This window comes from Algibacter sp. Ld11 (assembly GCF_045066735.1).
Taxonomy (GTDB): Bacteria; Bacteroidota; Bacteroidia; order Flavobacteriales; family Flavobacteriaceae; genus Algibacter.
Map to the genome: position 1 here is coordinate 636,126 of NZ_JBISHH010000025.1, position 22,202 is coordinate 658,327.

General features: G+C 34.8%; 14 protein-coding genes. 6 read left to right on the forward strand and 8 right to left on the reverse strand.

Going from position 1 to position 22,202, the window contains the following annotated elements; all coding sequences use genetic code 11:
- Positions 1–155 precede the first annotated feature (155 nt).
- The 5 genes from ACJJV4_RS16425 to ACJJV4_RS16445 form a co-directional block, all read right to left on the reverse strand.
- Positions 156–1,964: an acyl-CoA dehydrogenase family protein gene (locus tag ACJJV4_RS16425; RefSeq protein ID WP_405296418.1), complete on the reverse strand. Its 1,809-nt coding sequence runs from the start codon at positions 1,962–1,964 to the stop codon at positions 156–158.
- Positions 1,965–1,990: 26 nt separating this feature from the next.
- A complete protein-coding gene (locus tag ACJJV4_RS16430; protein ID WP_405296420.1) occupies positions 1,991–3,184 on the reverse strand; it encodes an acetyl-CoA C-acyltransferase in 1,194 nt (397 codons plus the stop codon).
- Positions 3,185–3,189: 5 nt separating this feature from the next.
- Positions 3,190–5,598: a 3-hydroxyacyl-CoA dehydrogenase NAD-binding domain-containing protein gene (locus tag ACJJV4_RS16435; RefSeq protein ID WP_405296422.1), complete on the reverse strand. Its 2,409-nt coding sequence runs from the start codon at positions 5,596–5,598 to the stop codon at positions 3,190–3,192.
- 9 nt (positions 5,599–5,607) lie between these two features.
- Entirely contained in the window at positions 5,608–6,054 is a 447-nt protein-coding gene (locus ACJJV4_RS16440) for a MarR family winged helix-turn-helix transcriptional regulator (RefSeq protein WP_405296424.1), read from the reverse strand.
- A gap of 100 nt (positions 6,055–6,154) precedes the next feature.
- Complete coding sequence (locus ACJJV4_RS16445) at positions 6,155–7,924, reverse strand: AMP-dependent synthetase/ligase (RefSeq protein ID WP_405296426.1); 1,770 nt, start codon at positions 7,922–7,924, stop codon at positions 6,155–6,157.
- A gap of 581 nt (positions 7,925–8,505) precedes the next feature.
- Here ACJJV4_RS16445 and pflB point away from each other — a divergent pair.
- The 3 genes from pflB (at position 8,506) to ACJJV4_RS16460 (ending at position 13,204) form a co-directional block, all read left to right on the forward strand.
- Positions 8,506–10,731: a formate C-acetyltransferase gene (gene pflB, locus ACJJV4_RS16450; RefSeq protein WP_405296428.1), complete on the forward strand. Its 2,226-nt coding sequence runs from the start codon at positions 8,506–8,508 to the stop codon at positions 10,729–10,731.
- A 53-nt stretch (positions 10,732–10,784) separates the two neighbouring features.
- Entirely contained in the window at positions 10,785–11,558 is a 774-nt protein-coding gene (gene pflA / locus ACJJV4_RS16455; RefSeq protein ID WP_405296430.1) for a pyruvate formate-lyase-activating protein, read from the forward strand.
- A 143-nt stretch (positions 11,559–11,701) separates the two neighbouring features.
- Positions 11,702–13,204 (forward strand): DUF3360 family protein, encoded by a 1,503-nt coding sequence (locus tag ACJJV4_RS16460; RefSeq protein ID WP_405296432.1) that lies wholly within the window; start codon positions 11,702–11,704, stop codon positions 13,202–13,204.
- A gap of 77 nt (positions 13,205–13,281) precedes the next feature.
- On the opposite strand, the gene purL is transcribed toward ACJJV4_RS16460, so the two are convergent.
- The 3 genes from purL to ACJJV4_RS16475 form a co-directional block, all read right to left on the reverse strand.
- On the reverse strand, positions 13,282–16,956 hold the full coding sequence (purL, locus tag ACJJV4_RS16465) for a phosphoribosylformylglycinamidine synthase (RefSeq protein ID WP_405296434.1): 3,675 nt from the start codon (positions 16,954–16,956) through the stop codon (positions 13,282–13,284).
- Positions 16,957–17,113: 157 nt separating this feature from the next.
- A complete protein-coding gene (locus ACJJV4_RS16470; protein WP_405296436.1) occupies positions 17,114–18,973 on the reverse strand; it encodes an endonuclease in 1,860 nt (619 codons plus the stop codon).
- A gap of 228 nt (positions 18,974–19,201) precedes the next feature.
- On the reverse strand, positions 19,202–20,419 hold the full coding sequence (locus ACJJV4_RS16475; protein WP_405296438.1) for an RsmB/NOP family class I SAM-dependent RNA methyltransferase: 1,218 nt from the start codon (positions 20,417–20,419) through the stop codon (positions 19,202–19,204).
- Positions 20,420–20,564: 145 nt separating this feature from the next.
- Here ACJJV4_RS16475 and ACJJV4_RS16480 point away from each other — a divergent pair, with 145 nt between their 5' ends.
- The 3 genes from ACJJV4_RS16480 to ACJJV4_RS16490 all read left to right on the forward strand — a co-directional run bounded on the left by ACJJV4_RS16480 (position 20,565) and on the right by ACJJV4_RS16490 (position 22,084).
- Entirely contained in the window at positions 20,565–21,146 is a 582-nt protein-coding gene (locus ACJJV4_RS16480; protein ID WP_405296440.1) for an RNA polymerase sigma factor, read from the forward strand.
- 67 nt (positions 21,147–21,213) lie between these two features.
- A complete protein-coding gene (locus ACJJV4_RS16485) occupies positions 21,214–21,534 on the forward strand; it encodes a hypothetical protein (protein WP_405296442.1) in 321 nt (106 codons plus the stop codon).
- 7 nt (positions 21,535–21,541) lie between these two features.
- Positions 21,542–22,084, forward strand: a complete 543-nt coding sequence (locus tag ACJJV4_RS16490) for a Spy/CpxP family protein refolding chaperone (RefSeq protein ID WP_405296444.1) — start codon at positions 21,542–21,544, stop codon at positions 22,082–22,084.
- Positions 22,085–22,202: the final 118 nt, after the last annotated feature.

Below are 22,202 nucleotides of genomic sequence, written 5' to 3' on the forward strand. Positions count from 1 at the left end.
AAAAGTACGAAAAAAGAAAAAGGCTAAGCTTGTGATACTCTTTTTAACTAAATATTTAATAAATTAAATTTTAGGGTATAAAAAAAACGCTTCAAAAATTAATTTGAAGCGCTTCTTAACACTTGAGTTAATCACTAATTAATTGTTTTAATCCCTTAAAAGCAATATTTATTTTCGGCCTTAACTTTTTCGGCTATTTCGTTACGTAAATCTACAATGTCTGGGTAGTTTTGATATTTTGTAAAACGTTTAAGTCCCATAAGCATCATACGTTGTTCATCACCTTCAGCAAAAGAAATAATACTTTCTTTCCCTTTTTCTTCAATAATATCCACGGCGTGATATAAGTATAATTTAGACATTGCAATTTGAACAGATTGAGAATCGGCTCCAAAGCGTTTGGCATTTTTTTCGGTTCTTAATATAGCAGATTCGGCCATATATATTTCAATTAAAATATCGGCAGCAGCAATAAGTAATTGTTGGTGTTTGTCTAAATCTGGGCCAAATTTTTGAACAGCGCCTCCTGCAACCATTAAAAAAGTCTTTTTCAACTTATTAATCATTACTTTTTCTTCAGAAAATAATTCTGAGAAATCTGGAGTTTCAAAAGATGGTATTCCCATTAATTCTTCTTGAACTTTTTGAGCAGGACCTAATAAATCGACATGACCTTTCATGGCCTTTTTTACAAGCATTCCAACGGAAAGCATTCTGTTAATTTCGTTTGTTCCTTCGTAGATACGTGCAATACGCGCATCTCTCCAAGCAGATTCCATAGGCGTTTCTTCAGAGAATCCCATTCCGCCAAAAATTTGAATACCTTCATCAGCAGCATGTTGTACATCTTCAGATACGGCTACTTTCAAAATAGAACATTCAATAGCATATTCTTCAACACCTTTTAATTCAGCTTCCTGATGCGTGTTTCCTGCCGCTTCTCTTAAAGCAATTCTGTCTTCAATATTTTTTGCAGCTCTATAAGTTGCAGATTCTCCGGCATAAGCATTAGTTGCCATTTCAGCTAATTTCACTTTAATCGCACCAAAATCTGAAATAGGTGTTTTAAATTGCTTACGCTCGTTAGCGTAATTTACAGCCGTAGATAAAATTCTTCTTTGAGAGTCTAAACAAGCAGCAGCCAATTTAATACGGCCAACGTTCAATGCATTCATCGCGATTTTAAAACCTTCACCACGACCAGCTAGCATGTTTTCAGCTGGAACTACAGTGTCGTTAAAAAATACTTGACGCGTAGAAGAGGCACGAATACCTAATTTGTGTTCTTCTTCACCTAAAGTAATTCCGTTAGGAGTTTCACCATTATATTCTACTATAAAACCAGTAATATTTTTATCATCCTCGATACGAGCAAAAACGATCATCACGCTACAGAAACCTGCATTGGAGATCCACATTTTTTGACCGTTTATTTTGTATGTTTTACCATCCGCAGAGAGTTCAGCAGTTGTTTTACCAGAATTTGCATCAGATCCTGCTCCAGGCTCTGTTAAGCAATAAGCGCCAAACCACTCACCAGATGCTAATTTTGGCACGTATTTTTGTTTTTGCTCTTCTGTACCATATAAAGTAATTGGCATAGTACCAATACCTGTATGTGCACCAAAAGCAGTACTAAAAGAACCTGTTCCGCTTGAGATATAATCACAAGTTAATACCGTAGAAACAAAGCCCATTCCCATACCGCCAAAAGCTTCAGGAACCGCAACACTTAAAAAGCCCATATCGCCAGCTTTACGCATAACTTCTTCAGTTAATGCATAATCTTTAGCTTCGAAACGCGCTTTATGAGGAATGATTTCACGATCGTTAAATTCCATTACGGATTCTTTCATCATTGTTTGTTCTTCTGAAAAATCTTCAGGAGTAAACACATCTTCACAATTTGTTTCTTTCACTAAGAATTGACCACCTCTTAAGATGTCTTTTTCATTTGCTTCCATTTTATATTTTTGTATTTAGTTCTTTATTAGTTTAAAAATTCAAATATTCCACAGGCACCTTGACCTGTTCCTACGCACATGGTAACTGCTCCATATTTCCCTTTCATGTTTTGCTTACGCATTTCATCAAAAAGTTGTACTGATAGTTTTGCTCCTGTGCATCCTAATGGGTGACCAAGGGCAATGGCTCCACCATTTACGTTAATGATATCTGGATTAAGGTTTAACTCTCTAATTACTGCTAAAGATTGAGAAGCAAAGGCTTCATTCAATTCAATAAGAGATAAATCGTCTTGTTTTAATCCTGCTTGTTTTAATGCTTTTGGAATTGCTTTTACTGGTCCAATACCCATAATGCGCGGTTCAACACCTGCAGCGGCATAGTTAACCATTCTTGCAATTGGTTCTAAACCTAGTTCTTTAACCATGTCTTCACTCATAACCATTACAAAAGCAGCACCATCACTCATTTGAGACGAGTTACCAGCGGTAACACTTCCTCCAGCAGCAAATACAGCTCTCAGTTTTGCTAAGGCTTCTTTGCTTGTTCCTGCACGAGGTCCTTCATCTTTAGTTACTGTGTAAGATTTTGTAGCTTTCTTTCCGTTCGCATCAATATATGTTTGTTCCACGTCAATTGGTACTATTTGATCTTGAAAACGATTTTCAGCTTGAGCTCTTAAGGCTTTCATATGAGAATTAAATGCAAACTCATCTTGGTCTTCACGTGATACTTTAAACTGTTTTGCAACAGCTTCTGCAGTATTTCCCATGCCCCAATAATAATCTTCATGCCCCATTTTTACAATGGCATCATAATTTAATTCTGGTTTAAAACCTGTCATTGGTACGCTACTCATGCTTTCTGCTCCACCAGCGATAATACAATCGGCCATTCCAGCTTGTATTTTAGCTGTTGCCATACCTATAGTTTCTACTCCAGAAGAGCAAAAACGGTTTACGGTTACACCAGGAACATCAACAACATCTAATCCCATTAAAGAAATTAAACGCGCCATATTTAATCCTTGAGCGCCTTCCGGCATGGCGTTACCCACTATAACATCGTCAATACGTTTAGGGTCTAGACCTGGCAATTCTTTCATCATATACTTGATGGTTTCAGCTGCCAATTCATCTGTTCTTTTAAAACGGAACACGCCTTTTGGTGCTTTACCAACTGCGGTTCTATATGCTTTTACTATATATGCTGTTTTCATTTTTCTTAGTTTCTTAAAGGTTTACCTTTTGTTAACATGTGCTGAATACGCTCTAGAGTTTTACGTTCTGTACATAAACTTAAGAAAGCTTCACGCTCTAAATCCAATAAATATTGCTCGCTAACTAAAGTTGGTTCAGATAAATCTCCACCAGCCATAACGTAAGCTAATTTATTAGCAATTTTCATGTCGTGTTCACTAATGTAATTGGAATCTTTCATAGAATCTGTTCCTACTAAAAACATACCTAATGCTTGTTTTCCAAGTACTTTGACATCCGAGCGTTTTACAGGTTGTGTGTAGCCAGAATTAGCCATTAACATAGCGTGTTGTTTTGCAACTGCAATTTGTCGGTCTTTATTAACAACAACAACATCTTTGCCTTTTTGTAAAACTCCCATATCAAATGCTTCGTAAGCCGAAGTTGATACTTTTGCCATACCAATAGTTAAAAAGTATTCTTGAAGTGTATTTAGCTGAACATCTCCTTTTCTGAAAGTATCTGATGCTCTTAAAGCCATTTCTTTAGAACCGCCACCACCAGGGATTACACCAACACCAAACTCTACAAGTCCCATGTAAGTTTCTGCAGCTGCAACTACTTTATCGGCGTGTAATGATAATTCACAACCACCACCCAAAGCCATTCCGTGAGGAGCAGAAATAGTTGGAATTGAAGAGTAACGCATACGCATCATACTATCTTGGAAATATTTAATAGCCATGTTAAGCTCGTCATATTCTTGCTCTGCAGCCATCATGAAAATCATGCCTATGTTTGCACCAACAGAGAAGTTTGCAGCTTGATTACCAACCACTAAACCAGCAAAATCTTTTTCGGCTAAATCAATAGCTTTATTTAATCCGGCTAAAACGTCTCCACCAATGGTGTTCATTTTAGATTGGAATTCTAGGTTAAGGATGCCGTCTCCAATATCTTCAATAACAACACCAGAGTTTTTAAACACTTCGTTTGTTTTACGAATATTATCTAGGATGATGAAACTATCTTGACCTGGAATTTTTGTTTGTGTTTTAGAAGGAATATCATAGAAATATGTTGCACCTTCTTTTACAGAATAGAAAGATGTGTTACCAGAAGCAAGCATCTCATTAACCCAAGCAGCAGGTTCCAAACCTTCAGCTTTCATTAATTCAATTCCTTTTTCTACGCCTATGGCATCCCAAATTTGGAAAGGTCCGTGCTCCCAACCAAAACCAGCTTTCATGGCATCGTCAATTTTATAAACGTCATCTGAAATTTCAGGAATACGATTAGATACGTAAGCAAATAATGCAGTGAAGCTTTTTCTGTAAAACTCGCCTGCTTTATCTTTTCCTTTTACTAATACTTTAAAACGGTCAACAACTTTATCAATCGTTTTCGTAAGTTCTAAAGTTGCGAATTTTGCACGTTTTGCAGAACGATATTCTAGAGTATTTAAATCTAGAGAAAGAATTTCTTTAGACCCATCTGCTGACACTTGTTTTTTATAAAAACCTTGTCCTGTTTTACTTCCTAACCATTTGTTTTCCATCATGGTATTGATGAAGTCTGGTAATTCAAATAACTCTAAACGTTCATCATTTGGACAATTTTCTCTAATTCCGTTTGCCACGTGAACCAAAGTATCTAAACCAACAACATCTACCGTACGGAAGGTTGCCGATTTTGGACGACCAATTACTGGTCCTGATAATTTATCTACTTCCTCTATAGTTAAATCTAAATCTTTAACTGCGTGAAATAAACTTTGTATACTAAAAATACCAACTCTGTTTCCAATAAAAGCAGGTGTGTCTTTAGCAACAACCGATGTTTTACCTAGGAACTTTTCACCATATTCATTTAAAAATTCTAAAACAGAAGCATCCGTTTTTGGTCCAGGAATTATTTCAAATAACTTTAAGTAACGAGCAGGGTTAAAGAAGTGGGTGCCGCAGAAGTGCTTTTGGAAATCTTCACTGCGCCCTTCACTCATAAATTTTATTGGAATACCGGAAGTGTTAGATGTAATTAATGTCCCTGGTTTACGGTATTTTTCTAAGTTTTCAAACACCATTTTCTTGATGTCTAATCTTTCAACTACAACTTCCATGATCCAATCTACATCTGCTACTTTAGCAATGTCATCTTCTAAGTTACCGGTAGTAATTCTACTAGCGAAATCTTGATGATAAATTGGAGATGGTTTTGATTTTAATGAGGCCATAAGTGCATCATTAACCAATCTGTTTCTAACTATTTTGTCTTCTAAAGTTAAACCTTTAGCTTTTTCTTTGTCATTGAGTTCTCTAGGAACAATGTCTAGTAACAGAACATCTACTCCAATATTAGCGAAATGACAAGCTATACCGCTTCCCATTATTCCGGAACCAATAATTGCAATTTTTTTTATTCTACGTTTGCTCATTTTATTTAACTAGTTGTCGTTTGGTGTATATATTTTTTTATTTGAAACCATCTCTAGAATCACGTCGGCCACCTCATTAAAGTGCTTTAGTTTTTCATCGGAGATGTTGTTTTTAATTTTTTCATTAAAAGTTAAAACTCGATCCTTAGAGTAGGTGCGTTTCTGGATTCCGAATGGTGTTAGTTTAATGATAACTCCGCGACCATCTTCAGGATTAGGATGTCTATCAATTAAACCTTTTTTTTCCATAGCTTTTAAAATTCGAGAAAGGCTTGTCGCTTCCATGCCCATTTTTGGGCCTAAAGCAGTCGATGGTGTTCCTTTTTCTGGATCTATGCTTAATAAGGTAAAACCTGTTGCCATAGTACTGTCAAATTTTAATGCTTCTTCATTATACATTTTTTGAACGGCCAGCCATGTTGTTCTTAAAATGTAATCGATGGTTCTATCTTTCATGTTGAGAGGTTGTTGTTTTCAAATATAGTAAAATTTATTATGCATGCATAATAAATTTTTAATATTTTAGTTAAACCTTTATTAATATCAACACATTTTACTATCCTCTGTAGATTTTCTCAATAAGAGCAAGGTACTTTTGTTTTATAACTTTACGCTTCATTTTCATGGTTGGCGTTAGGTGTCCGGCATCTATAGACCAAACGTCAGGCGTGATTTCGAATTTTTTAATTTGTTCCCATTTACCAAAGTTAGTGTTGGCATGGTTAATTTCTTCTTGAATTCGTTCTAATAATTGGGTGTTTAATATAATGTCCTCATTGGTTGTAAAAGGAATATCATGGCGTTTTGCCCATTCCTTAACAAAATCGTAATTGACTTGTACTAATGCCGCTGGCATTTTTTCGCCTTCACCTATAACCATAATTTGCTCTATAAAACGCGATTGTTTAAACTGGTTTTCAAGTAGGGTGGGTGCAACATATTTACCTCCTGAGGTTTTAAACATTTCTTTTTTACGGTCGGTTATCTTAAGAAATCCATCAACATCTATTTCGCCAATATCACCAGTATGGAAATAACCATTTTTAATGGCTTCGGCTGTTTTAGTGTCGTCTTTGTAATAACCCATCATTACATTAGGGCCTTTTACCAGTATTTCGCCATCTTCGGCTATTTTAACTTCTACATCGTCAATTATTCTACCGGTGGTTCCTACTCTAAAGCCACCATTTCTCATATCGTTTACGGATACAACAGGGGAAGTTTCTGTTAAACCGTAGCCTTCCATAATAGGTAAGCCAGCAGCTGCAAATACTCTAGTAAGTCTTGGTTGTAATGCGGCACTACCAGAAACCATAAGGTCTAGATTTCCTCCAAGGCCTTCTTGCCATTTACTAAAAATAAGCTTTCTAGCTATTTTAAGTTGAAACTCATACCACCAACCATTTTGTTCGTAAGGCTCAAATCTTAGTCCAAGGTTAACGGCCCAAAAGAAGAGCGATTTTTTTATTCCTGATAAATCACTGCCTTTAGCTATAATTTTATCATACACTTTTTCATATAGGCGCGGCACAGCTGTCATAACATTTGGCTTGATTTCTTTGAGATTGTCGCTCATTTTTTCGATAGACTCTGCAAAGTAAACTTCGGCACCGCAATATTGATATAAATAAAGTATCATGCGTTCAAAAACATGGCAAACAGGCAAGAAGCTCAGTGTTTTTGCTTTGCCATATTCAAAAGGAACCCGATTTTGGCTATTTAAAACATTTGAAACTAGATTTTTATGTGATAGCATAACACCTTTTGGTTTTCCTGTGGTTCCAGAGGTATAAATTAACGTGGCTAAATCGGTCGATTTTACTTCGTTTTTTCTAGTCTCTACTTGAGGTTGGTCATTTAAGTCTTCACCTAACTTAAGGACTTCTTTCCAGCTAGATTCATTTTCAATATCATTAAAGGTATAAACGTTTTTAAGTTTTGTGTTTCCTTTTATTGTATTCAATTTCGCTAGAATTTCTTCATCTGAAACAAAGCAATAGATAGATTCTGAATGATTTAGGATATATTCATAATCTTCTGCGCATATTGTTGGGTAAATAGGCACATTTTGGGCGCCTATTTGTAAAACTCCTATATCTAATATATTCCACTCCGTTCTGTTTGTAGAAGAAATCACTGCAATTTTATCGTTAGGCTTTATACCTAACTTTAATAAACCTCGACTTATGGCATTAGCTTGATCTACATATTCTTGTGAAGAAGTAGATTGCCACTTTCCATTATGTTTTGTATTAAAAGCCTTATCTAAATTGTATGTTTCTAATTGATAATAAGGAAAGTCAAAAAGTCTAGTGATGTTGGTCATTTGCTATTAAAATTATGTAGTGCAAAATATGAAATAAAATAAGATTAACAAATATATGGTCTTAAAAGCGGTGTATTCTTATAAAAGATTGTTGTTTTTTGTCGATTTTGCATTGCTAAGACGTTTGAATCTGTTGATAAGTAAGAAAGTTATTACCTGTGTTTTTTCAAACAAACTTGATTTTATAGTATTTAAAGATACTAAAATCAAGTTTACTATCCTTTATATTTAACTTTGTTTTTGATGTTAAAAAAAGTTAACGTTAAATGGCAGGTTTTCTGTTTGTTAGAGTCGTTTAAGTGGTTTGTATTTTCTATTTAAATAAAATTAAGTTAAGATTAAAACGTATTAAAGATAGTTTACTTTTTATGTGATTTTTGTTTTAAACGAACTTTTTAGTTCAAAAAATATATTCGCTCGTCTTTAAATATATGGCGAATCAATTACAACGTTTTCGTAAATAAAGATTATCTAAAATTTTCATTTTTAAGGGATAAGCTGATAAATGTCAGTTTTATTATTGGTTTTTGATTATAAATTTGTTGCAAACAAAAAGTTTCAAAACTTAAAAATACAATACAATGGAAGTAAAAGAATTTATACACGGAATTTGGACAGAGCAAATAAATGTTAGAGATTTTGTTATTAACAATATTACACCTTATCATGGAACAAGTGAGTTTTTAGTTGGTCCAAGTGTAAAAACCCAAAAATTATGGGATGTTTGTAAAGAAGCCACTCAAGAAGAAAGAGAAAATAACGGTGTTCGTTCTGTAGATACTGAAACTATTTCTACTGTTAGCGCGTTTGAAGCTGGATATATTGATAGAGACAACGAGGTAATTGTTGGTCTTCAAACCGATGAATTATTAAAAAGAACAATGAAACCATTTGGTGGTTTTAAAGTGGTTCAAAAAGCATTATCAGAACAAGGTGTAAAACCTAATGAGGCTATTACTGAGTTGTTTTCTAAATATGTTAAATCTCATAACGATGGTGTTTTTGATGCCTATACTACAGAAATAAAAAAATTCCGTTCATTAGGATTCTTAACCGGCTTACCAGATAATTATGCTAGAGGTAGAATTATTGGTGATTATCGTCGTATTGCACTTTACGGAATCAATTTTTTAATAGAATCTAAAAAAGAAGATTTAGAGAATATTACAGGCCCAATGACCGAGGCTGTAATTCGTTTACGTGAAGAAGTTGCCGAGCAAATAAAAGCTTTAAAAGAAATTATTGAGTTAGGTGCTAAGTATAATTTAGACTTAGGGCGACCAGCAGAAAATGCAAGAGAAGCTGTGCAATGGACATATATGGCTTATTTAGCGGCTGTAAAAGAGCAAGATGGGGCAGCAATGTCTTTGGGTAATGTTTCTACTTTTTTAGATATTTATATAGAAAATGATTTACAAGAAGGATTAATTACAGAAGAAGAAGCTCAGGAGTATGTAGATCAATTTGTAATGAAATTACGAATGGTGCGTCACCTTAGAATGGGAGCTTACGATGAAATATTCGCTGGAGACCCTACTTGGGTAACAGAAGCAATTGGTGGAATGTTTGAAGATGGAAGAACAAAAGTGACTAAAACATCGTTCCGTTTCTTAAATACATTATACAATTTAGGACCATCACCAGAACCAAATATGACAATCCTTTGGTCTGAAGATTTACCACAAAACTTTAAAGATTATTGTGCAAAAGTATCTATCGATACCTCTTCAATTCAGTTTGAAAATGATGAATTAATGAGAAAAAGTAGAGGCTCTGATGATTACGGAATTGCTTGTTGTGTATCATACCAACAATTAGGTAAATCTATTCAATTTTTTGGAGCGCGTACCAACTTAGCTAAAACGTTACTATTAGCTGTTAATGGCGGTCGTTGCGAAAATACAGGAGTACAAATGGTTGATGGTATTGAGCCTTTAGATACAGAATATTTAGATTACGATGATGTCATGGCTAATTTTAAAATAGCGATGAAAGAAGTAGCACGTGTTTATAATGACTCTATGAATATTATTCACTACATGCACGATAAGTATTATTATGAAAAAGCACAAATGGCTTTAATAGATACAAACCCTAGTATTAATATTGCTTACGGTATTGCTGGTTTATCTATTGTTGCCGATTCACTTTCAGCTATTAAATACGCAAAGGTAAAACCAATTAGAGATGAAAATGGTTTAACTGTAGATTTTAAAATTGATGGTGAATTCCCTTGCTATGGAAATGATGATGATAGAGTAGATGTTTTAGCAGCAAACGCAGTTGCCGATTTTAATAATGAATTAAAAAAGTTACCAGTTTATAAAAATGCAGAACCAACAATGTCTGTATTAACTATAACATCTAATGTATCTTACGGTAAAAAAACTGGAGCAACACCAGATGGTAGAGCGAAAGGAATTCCTTTTGCACCAGGCGCAAACCCAATGCATGGTAGAGACTCTCAAGGCGCTATAGCTTCTTTAAACTCTGTAGCTAAAATAGATTATGAAGATTCTCAAGATGGTATTTCTAATACATTCTCAATTGTTCCAAAATCTTTAGGAGCAAACAGTGAAGAGCAAGTAGAAAATTTAGGAACTATTTTAGATGGTTATTTTTCGAGAAATGCGCAGCACGTAAATGTAAATGTGTTAAATAAAGAGACTTTAATGGATGCCATGGAGCACCCAGAAGAATATCCACAATTAACAATTCGTGTATCGGGATACGCTGTAAACTTTGTTCGCTTAACAAGAGAGCAGCAGTTAGAAGTTATTACTCGATCTTTCCACGAATCAATGTAATTTATACTAATATTTTAAAACATCTAGATAAAGAAATAGGTTTCATTATCTAGATGTTTAATTTTAAACCTAATCCTATCAAAACAACTGAAAATATATTAAACGTACACTCTATTGAATCTTTTGGTACTCATGACGGTCCCGGGATTAGAATGATTGTATTTTTACAAGGCTGTAAGCTAAAATGTCTGTATTGCCATAACCCAGATTCTATAGACACTTCTGGAGGTCAAGAATATCATATAGAAGATTTGGTTCAAAAGGCTATTAAAATGAAAGCTTATTTCGGTAAAAAAGGAGGAGTAACTGTTTCTGGTGGAGAGCCTTTATTACAAGCCAAAGCTTTAATTCCATTTTTTAAAAGATTAAAAGAAGAAGGTATTCATACAAACATTGACACCAATGGCAGAATATTGAATCATTTCTCCACGGAGTTATTAGATGATTATGCCGATTTAATTATGCTGGACATAAAGCATATGACTGAAGAAGGCTATATAGCTCTAACAGGTAAGCCTAACAAACAAATCGCATTTAATCTAGCAAAACATAGAGAAGATTCTGGTAAAAACATGTGGTTACGTTATGTGTTAATTCCAGAATTGACTGATAGTCCAGATTTGTTACATGCACTCGGTAATCATTTTAAAGATTATAAAAGCATTGAGAAAATTGAAATTCAGCCCTATCATAAATTAGGAATTCATAAGTGGGAAGCTTTAGGTTGGGATTATGAGTTGAAGGATGCTCGCGAAAATACAGATGAAGAATTGCAAAAAGCATCCGATATTCTAAGTCGATATTTCAAAAAAGTTAAATTGAATTAAGACTTTTTTAAATACTTTCAGTTAATATAATTATTTGTAATACATATGTTTACGAGGTTTTTCGCTTTGTGAAAGGGCTATGTATTGCCAAAAAACTAAGAGTAAATAGTATTTAAATTTTGTCATGCAGAAAATACAAGCGTATGAAAACTTACAAGGAAGAACACAAGAAGGCATCAGAGTTTAAAACCCGATCAGAGTATTTGGATCATGAGTTACAAATAATGAATCCAAGAAGATATAGACTAAATTTACCTGGAAGAGATTTTAGATTTGAATGGGAAGATTTAGTGCCGGCTTTTGCTGGAACTTTAGGGATTATTGCCATGTATTCTTCTGTAATGATGGCTTGGGCCGAAGGCTTAACAGAAGCGTGGGACCATATTACACTTGGTAAAGAATTTGCCATAGAAGTCTCAAGGGTAGAGATGTTAATTCCAGCTTTGTTATTCGTTATTTTAGCTTCAGGGTTTTTCAATCCTAGAGCAAATTTAGCAGGTAATCATGGTCCAATGATACCGCTTATAGCTAGTATAGCTCTAGCAGGGGCTCATCCTTTGGCTTTAGCCATCTTAATTGGTGTTTTTGGCTTACTTCTTAGTTTTTTTAAAGGTGGTTCACGCCTCGTTAATTTAACGAGCAAGGGTGTTGCTGGTGGTTTGTTGATATTTTTGGGGTTTTCTGGTGCTTTAGTTCAAATAGAGACCATTCAAAAATGGAGTATGGGATTAGAGTCTAGTACCGTTGAAGCAGGTTCTATGGGGTTTTTAGGGCTCCTAATTTTGGGTGTAACAGTAGTATTGTATAGTTTCCTTGCACGTATTGAAAAACGTTGGTTGGCCATACCTGCATGTGCTATTACAGCTTTAATAATGGCTTTAATTGGAGGAGCGAGTTTTGATTTGCAATTTACCACTGAGGTGGGGTTACCAAACTTAAACCCTGTATATTGGTGGGGCAATACAGAAGAAGGGTGGATGCTTGGTTTACCAAATACGCAACACTTTTTAGCATCTTTACCATTTGCTATTTTGGCTGTAGCCATGTGGTCTCCAGATTTTTTAGGTCATCGTATTTTTCAGGAAATGAATTATCCTAAAAAAACAGAGAAGGTACTTATGGATGTAGATGATACTATGACTATGTGTTCTATTAGGCAAATGGTTGGTACAGCTATTGGTGGTGGTAATATTACATCATCTTGGGGAACGTATATGATTCCTGCGGCAATAGCAAAAAGACCTATTCCAGCAGGCGCAATCTTACTTGGTTTAATGGTGATTGTTGTTGCTATTTTGGGTTTTCCAATGGATATAGCTGTGTGGCCACCTGTAAGAGCAATTGCATTATTAGTTGGTGTGTTTTTACCAATGATTGAAGCTGGTATACAAATGGTGAGAAAAAGTGCGTGCTCCCAAGCTGCAGGTATCTGTATTTTTACTGCTATGGTTACCAACCCAGTGTTGGCTTGGGCATTAGCTATGTTTTTAGATAATAATGGATTAATTGGAGATAAAGAGCGCCCTAAAACGCTTTCTTTTGTAGATAAATGGGTAATACCATTAGCTATATTAATAGTTTGTATTGGTGCAATGCTGGCCGTTGGTATGTTGGAATCTAGCTATGGTATCTTACCTTACTTATAACTAAAACTATTCTTTAAATTAGAAAACCCAGAAGTACTTTATGTGCTTCTGGGTTTTAATTTGTTTTAAATTTGAATTTAATTACTTTCTATCCAAAGTCTTGCATTCACAAATGCTTCTAACCAAGGAGAAACTTCGTCCGTTCTTCCTTCTGGGTAATTTGCCCAGTTCCACTGAAACGTAGAACGCTCAATATGTGGCATAGTTACCAAGTGACGTCCTGTTTTATCAGAAAGCATTGCTGTGTTATAATCCGATCCGTTTGGATTGTTTGGGTAACCTTCGTAACCGTATTTTGCAACTATGTTATAGTTTTCTTCGGAAAGTGGTAAGCTAAATTTACCTTCACCATGAGAAATCCAAACCCCTAATTCTGTTCCTGCTAAATTAGAAAGCATTACAGAGTTATTATCTTGAATTTTTACAGAAGTAAAAGAACTTTCGTGTTTATGAGAATCATTATGAATCATTTTTCCGTGTACTTCATGTTCCGTATTGATTTCTTCTAATTCCATGAATAATTGGCAACCATTACAAATACCAATCGATAGCGTATCTTCTCTTTTAAAGAAATTTTGAATTACTTTATTTGCTTTCTCGTTATATTTAATTGCGCCGGCCCATCCTTTTGCGGAACCAAGTACATCAGAATTACTAAAACCACCAACAGCACCTAAAAACTGAATATCTTCTAAGGTTTCACGGCCAGAGATTAAATCTGTCATGTGTACATCTTTCACATCAAAACCAGCTAAATACATAGCATTTGCCATTTCGCGTTCCGAATTTGATCCTTTTTCACGAAGAATAGCTGCCTTTGGGCGTTTGCCAGTAAAAGCTTCTAGTTTTCCTGTGAAATTTTTAGGGAATGTATACTGAAGCGGTTGATTTTTATAATTATTGAAACGTGCTTCAGCTAAATTATTTGCCGTTTGTTTTTTGTCTAATAAATAAGACGTTTTATACCAAACATCTCTAGTTTCTGAAACATCGAAAGAGAAACTCTCGTCGTTGTTTTTAATGTTTAATTGTCCTGTATTGTTTACAGAACCAATATTAATAGCCTTTATTTTATTTTCTGCTAAGATAGTTTCTACAGAAGCATCTGCTTGAAAAACAATTCCTGAGTTTTCAGCAAAAAGTACTTTTATAGCATCTTCTTCACCTAATTTAGAAAGATCTAAATCGGCTCCTAAATTAACATCAGCAAAACAAAGTTCTAATAAAGTAGTAATTAAACCACCAGAAGCCACATCATGACCAGCTGCAATTTTATCGTCTGTTATTAAATTTTGAATGGTATTGAAAACAGCTTTAACGTAAGCTGCATCTTTTACATTTGGTGTTTCATTTCCAATAGCATTTAATATTTGGTTGAAAGAACTTCCTCCTAATTTAAAATCGTCTTGAGAAATATTGATATAGTAAATGTTACCACCGTTTTGTTTTAAAACAGGCTCAACAACTTTAGTAATATCATTACAGTTAGCACCGGCAGAAATAATAACTGTTCCTGGAGAAATAACATCACCATCAGGATATTTTTGTTTCATAGAAAGTGAATCTTTCCCGGTTGGTACATTGATTCCTAAATCTATAGAAAATTCTGAAATAGCTTTTACAGCTTCGTATAAACGTGCATCTTCGCCTTCGTTTTTACAAGGCCACATCCAGTTTGCTGAAAGCGAAACCGCATTTAAACCATCTTTTAATGGTGCCCAAACTAAGTTTGTAAGTGCTTCTGTTATTGAGTTTCTACTTCCTGCTACAGGGTTAATTAAACCAGAAATAGGCGAGTGGCCTATAGAGGTTGCAACACCTTCTTTTCCTTTAAAATCTAGTGCCATAACACCAACATTGTTTAAAGGGATTTGTAAAGGTCCAACACATTGTTGTTTGGCAACTTTACCACCAACACAGCGGTCTACTTTGTTTGTTAACCAATCTTTACAAGCTACCGCTTCAAGTTGTAAAACTTGCTCTAAGTATATTTTTAAGTTTTTGGTTTTATAACGTGGGTTTTTATAATTTCTGACAACAGTTTTATCTGTTAAAACAGTTTTTGGTGAGCTACCAAACATATCTTCTAAAGCTAAATCCATTGGTTTGTCGCCTTTGGTTTTAGATTCGAAAGTAAAACGATTGTTGCCAGTTACCTCTCCAACAGTATACATTGGCGAACGTTCTCGGTCTGCAATTTTTTGAAGTATTTCTGTATGCTTTTCAGAAATCACTAAGCCCATACGTTCTTGGGACTCGTTACCAATAATTTCTTTTGAAGAAAGTGTTGGGTCTCCAACAGGTAATTTATCTAAATCGATGTTTCCACCGGTATCCTCAACTAATTCTGATAAACAATTTAAGTGTCCACCAGCACCATGATCATGAATAGAAACAATGAAGTTTTCATCGCTTTCTACCATGCCACGAACGGCATTGGCAGCACGTTTTTGCATTTCTGGGTTAGAACGTTGTACTGCGTTTAACTCAATACCAGATGAAAGTGCACCTGTATCTGCTGAAGAAACTGCAGCGCCTCCCATTCCAATTCTATAATTTTCACCACCAAGAATAACGATTTTGTCGCCTTCTTTTGGTGTGTCTTTTAAGGCTTGGTCTGCTTTACCGTAACCTATACCACCAGCTTGCATAATTACTTTATCGAAACCTAATTTCCTTGGTCCAGAATCGCTAGATGATGCGTTTTCGGCATGTTCAAAAGTTAAAACAGAACCTGTAATTAAAGGTTGTCCAAATTTGTTTCCAAAATCTGAAGCACCATTTGAGGCTTTTATTAAAATATCCATTGGTGTTTGATAAAGCCATTTTCTAGCTTTAAACTTTTGTTCCCAATGGCGGTTTTCTTCTAATCGAGAATACGATGTCATGTAAACAGCCGTTCCTGCTAAAGGTAAAGATCCTTTTCCGCCAGCAAGACGATCTCTAATTTCTCCACCAGCGCCTGTTGCAGCACCATTAAAAGGCTCTACGGTTGTTGGAAAGTTATGTGTTTCCGCTTTAAGCGAAATAACAGACTCGTAATTTTTTGTTTCGTAAAAATCTGGTTTGTCAGCTGTTTTAGGAGCGAATTGCTCAACAACTGGTCCTTTTACAAACGCAACGTTATCTTTATAAGCAGAAACAATATCGTTTGGATGTGTTTCTGATGTTTTTCTAATTAATTTGAAAAGTGATGTTGGCTTTTCTTCACCATCAATTACAAAAGTTCCGTTGAAAATTTTGTGGCGACAGTGCTCAGAGTTTACTTGAGAAAACCCGAAAACTTCAGAATCTGTTAGCGGACGACCAATTTTTTTAGCAACACCTTCTAAATACTCAACCTCTTCAGTGCTTAAAGATAGACCTTCTTGGGAGCTGTAAGCAGCAATATCCTCAATGTTTAAAATAGGTTCTGGCTTAATGTCAATAGTAAAAGTATCTTGATTTAAGCTTGCGAATTTCTCTGAAATCATAGGATCGAAATCCATGAATTCTTCTGTTGAAGCTGAAAATTCTTCAATTCTGATAATGTCTGAAATCCCCATGTTCTGAGTGATTTCAACAGCATTAGTACTCCAAGGTGTGATCATCGCTGCTCGTGGGCCAACAAAAAAAGCATCTAAAGATGCTTGTTCTATTTTAGGTTGGTCGCCAAATAACCAAGACAATTTTGTTATGGTTTCGGTAGATAATTCTTTTGTTGTTTGAACAGCAAATACTTTACTGGTTACGTTTCCAAAGAAATGAATCATTATATGTGTGTTGTTAGTTTAAAGAAAGTGCAAATTTACTTTTTTTTAGCCGATTTTCTATTAAAAAAATACGCAGGAAAATAGAGAGTTATTCACGATGTTTTAAACAAAAAAAAGCGGCTTAAAAAGCCGCTTTTAGTAATTGTGATCAATTTATTTATTGTTTTACTATTTTTTTAGTAATGCTTCTTGCTTCTGATGATAATTTTAAAATATATACACCTTGCTCTAAGTTTGCTACATCTATGCTTTGCGCAGAAGAAGAAATAACGCCTCTGTTGGTTTGCTTTCCAAGGATGTCAAAGATGCCAAATTCTAAAGGTTCGTTAGTGTCAATATTAATATTGCTTCCTTTTACTGGGTTTGGGTAGATTTTTAGCTCTTCTAAAAATTTATCATCTGTACTTAATGAAGTGTAACAAGTCCAAGATAAATCATCTAGAGTTACACGGTCCCCACCACTTGTACTTTCTGTAATTACAATAGTTACATTGCCTGTAATATTGATATTAGATATAGTTGTTGTTTGTGCTGAGTCTCCATAAGGTAGTGAGCCAACAACGTTACCATTTACCATGATGTCTAAATTTCCTGAGCCACCGCTGTAAGCTCTTTGAGTGGTTGCTGTTAAGCTACCAATACCTCCCGAAAACATTGCAGATGTTACATTACCCGTTTTAGTGCCTCTTGCATCAAAGGTAATGGCTTTGCTTTCTGGTAAAATTACTCGATCGATTCTAGCTAGAGTTGCTGTCCATGTGCCTCCATCATTACCTGTCCATGTTCTGTCAGCATATTGGCTGTCATTAGATCCTACTGTGGAAACTAAATTTTCGAAAGTTTCTGTGATACATGCGCTACTTACTGGCGTAGAATCTTCTAAAGTAGTCGCGTTTACAGCATCACTTAAGTCTGATTTGTTATTAGCTAAATCTGTAGCAAGTACTGAAAAACTGTAAGTTGTCTCAGGGTTTAAGTCGGTAAGTGTTAAAGAGGTTCCTGATTGTGAAGAAATAAAATATTCACCATCAACATAAATTTGATAAGAAGTAACACCTGTATCATCTGTAGAAGCATCCCAACTTAAGTCTACTGTAGTACTTGTTGCGTTAGCTGCTGTTAGGTTCGTTGGTACTGTTGGCGCTTCTGTATCGGTTGGTTGAGATTCTCCCCAACGGTTTCTTGCAGTTTGTCCGCCCCAAATAGCTGTTGCTAAATATGGGTTGTCAATAAATGGATTTCTGTTTCCTTGACCATAGGCATTATTAACATCTCCATGATAAGCGTTTCTTTGATCTTCAACTATAGAAACTGGATCTTGTGCATTCCATTCCAAAAGAAGGTTAATCATGTTTGAATCGATAGCGTTGGTTTCTCCATTAGCTACAAACGATGGCTTACATTGTGTACCGTATCTTAAATACATGTACATAATAATTCTTGCAGCATCCCCTTTCCACTCATCTCCGGGATACCAACTTCCAGAAATATTAGCGGCTGTAGTTGTAATTGGGTTACCGTCTGCTCCAATATTGGTGATGTATTTTAAATTTCCGCGGTTAGAGTTCATTCTAACATCTGAAGGTCTTAGGTTGTGAGCATCGGCATAGGGAGGTACATTTTTACCTGTACTTTCTAATTTAGGACTCGCTAAAGAATTCGGGAATGTGTGTTCTCTATTCCAATCGGTGCCTTGATTACCACCTGTTGAAGTGTTACTACGAGTTCTGTCTGTAACGTAGTTGCCATCGGTATCGCTGTAACCGTATATTAATAATACATTATTGAGGTTGTCTGGATCTTGATCGGTTATTTTACTTGCTTCCCAAATACCTGGTGTATAGGTTAGGTATTGGGTATGTTTTGCAGCTGTTTCTGTAGCTAAATCGTTAAAAAGATCTATTCCGGTTTGCGAAAAATCTACATCTTGGTAATAGCTTTGTAAGTTTGCAGGCGGTGCTAGCTGCGCAAAACTTAAAGTTGTAACAAATAAAAAGAATAAGTAAAAGTGCTTCATAGAGGTGAATGGATTAATTAATTATAGTTTGAATTATAAAAATAAGATAAAACACGTAATAAGGGTGTTTTGGTGTCTCGCAAAGTTAAAATCTTTTTTTCGCTCTTGTGTTAAGGAATTGTCAAGTCCATGCTGTTCTATGTTTATGATGTGTTTGAAGGTTCTGTAAATAAAAAAAAGACCATCTTTTCAGATAGTCTTTTTATTTATATTGTAAGTGAATAGGTGTTAGTTCACTTTACGTTCTAAAAGTGCCATGTAAAATCCGTCGAATCCAGATTTATGAGCCATTACTTTTTTATCCTTAACTAAAGAGAAATTCTCTCCCGCTTCCGATTTTAGAAAGATTGCTACTTGGTCTTGGTTTTCAGAAGGTAATACCGAGCAAGTTGCGTAAACCATTTGTCCGCCAGGTTTAACCATTTTACAATACTGTTGGATGATTTCTTGTTGTGTTTTCTTGATTTTATCAATAAACTCAGGCTGAAGTTTCCATTTAGCATCAGGGTTTCTTCTTAAAACTCCTAAGCCAGAACAAGGCGCATCGATTAATACTCGATCGGCTTTATCGTAAAGTTTTTTGATAACTTTAGTAGATTCTATAGCACGGTTTTCAATGTTATGAGCACCATTACGTTTTGCACGTCTTTTTAATTCGTTCAATTTATTACCATAAATATCCATGGCAATAATTTGTCCTTTGTTTTCCATTAAAGAAGCAAGGTGCAACGTTTTTCCTCCAGCGCCAGCACAAGCATCTACAACACGCATACCAGGTTCTACATTTAAAAACTCGGCAACCAATTGAGAAGAGGCATCTTGTACTTCAAAATGTCCGTTTTTAAACATTTCCGTAGAAAATACATTAGCACGCTCTTTTAATTTTAGAGCACTTGGGTGATCTGGTAAAAAATCGGTTTCAATATCTAAATCAAACAAGGCAGTTTGTAGCTCTTCCTTAGTTGTTTTTAAGGTATTAACACGTAAAATAACATCGGCTTGCACGTTTAAAGCTTCAATTTCTTTGCTCCAAAGTTCTTTACCTAATTCTTTTACACCAATTTCATCCATCCAATCAGGGATAGATTCTTTAAATTTTCGGTTATTAGAAAGCTCATCATAACGGCCTTTAATACGGCGTAAAGGTGTACCTTCAAAATATTTCCAATCTGGTAATTTAATACCTTTTAAAGTTGCCCAAACCGCAAACATACGCCACAGGTTGTCACGATCAAAAGGTTCTTTTACTTCAGCAATTTCGGCATATAAACGTTTCCATCGTACCATTTCATAGGTAGTTTCAGCAACAAAACCACGGTCTCTTGCTCCCCAACGTTTATCACGTTTTAATAATTGTTGTATTACCTTATCGGCGTATTTGCCTTCGTTAAAAATTAGGGTTAAACCATCAATAACCGCAAAGCATAAATTTCTGTGTAATCGCATTTTTTCTAGTTCTCAGTTTTCAGTTGGAAGTTTTCAAACAAAAGTTATCCATCTTTCATCCAAACTGCATTAATTATTAGAGTTTGCAAAGTTACGCTTTATTCATTAATAATTTTTCTTAATTTGCAGCGATTAATTAACGTATTTGGAAGAACAAGATTTTATAAACGATTTAAGGGCAGGCAAGCAATTTGCGTATGGAAAGTTACTAGATCTCTTTCAGCAAAAAGTTTTTGCAACTTGTATCTCGTTTGTACCCAATAAAGAAGATGCGGAAGATATTGCGCAGGACGTTTTTGTGGAGGTTTTTAATTCGATTAATAAATTTAAAGGAAATTCAAAATTATCAACTTGGATTTACCGAATTACTACCAATAAATGTTTGGAGTTTATTAGAAAGAAAAATACTAAAAAACGTTTCGCTTTCCTGCAATCTATAATGGGAAATGAAATCCCTATGGATAAAACCAAATATTTTACAGAAATGAATCATCCTGGAGTGCTATTAGAGAATAAGCAAAAGAGTGAAACGCTTTTTAAGGCTATAAACCAGTTGCCCGATGCCCAGCGCGTTGTTTTTACGCTTAGTAAAATAGATGGGCTTAGTAATCAGGAAGTTTGCGATATTACAGAAAAAAGCTTGTCGTCTGTAGAATCGTTAATGTTTAGAGCTAAAAAAAACTTACAAGATGTTTTAGGTGATTTTTATAGAAATGAAATGAAGTGAAAAAAAAGCGCACTTCAACGCAAGTTTTAATAAAATATTGCATCTAAACTTTTATAATACAATAGATATGGATACTAATAAAGACATACAACAGAAAGTAGACAGTGCTTTAAATGCTGTCGATGTTATAGAACCCGTAAATGTATCTCCTTTTTTTAAGGATAAAACCATGCAACTTTTATTTTCTGAAAAAGAAGAAGTTGTTGTGCAATCAGGTTGGTTTACTCCAAAATTACAATTGGCAGCATTGGTATGTGTTGTTGTTTTAAATATAATCGCATTTACGCAATTAGATAGTTCGGGGTCTTCTAGTTATGATGAGAACATTAATCAATTTGCAGAAACTTATGGTTTGTCGTCTAGTTCAACGACATCATTTTTAAATTAATAATCAAATGAAAAAAAATATAGTTTTATACATTCTGCTTGTGTTTTTAGTAGTTGTTAATGTTTTTTTCCTTTATAATTACATAGGTAAACCGGGAGTTGAAGAAAGAAAAGAGCGTCAAGATCCAATGAGTTTTATTGTAGATGAATTAAATTTTAACGAGCAGCAATTGGAGGCGGTTCAAAATTTAAATAAAGAACATCACGAAAGTATGATGAGAAATAATAGTGGTATTAGAAAGTTTAAAGATGCTCTGTTTGATAAATTATCTGATGAAAAAATAGATCCTAAAGTTGTAGATTCTTTAGCGCGAATAATTGCTTTAAAAGAAATGGAGTTTGATAAAATGGCATTTTATCACTTTAGGGATATTCAAGAATTATGTAATCCACAACAAAAAGAAAAGTTTAAGAGTATAATGAATGATGCGCTTAAAAAAGGTTCGAATAAAAGAGAAAGACCAAATAAAGATGGAGGAGAAAGAAATGGGCCTCCACCACCCGGAGGTATGGGAGGAGATCGACAAGGTCCGCCACCGCCACCGCGTTAAAAGTTTTAATAGAAAGACACTATATTTTTAGTGTCTTTTTTTGTGATTATATTAACAAAAAGGAGCGCAAGTTTAAAACAAAGAAGCCATCTAAACTTACATAAACATTTAAATAAAT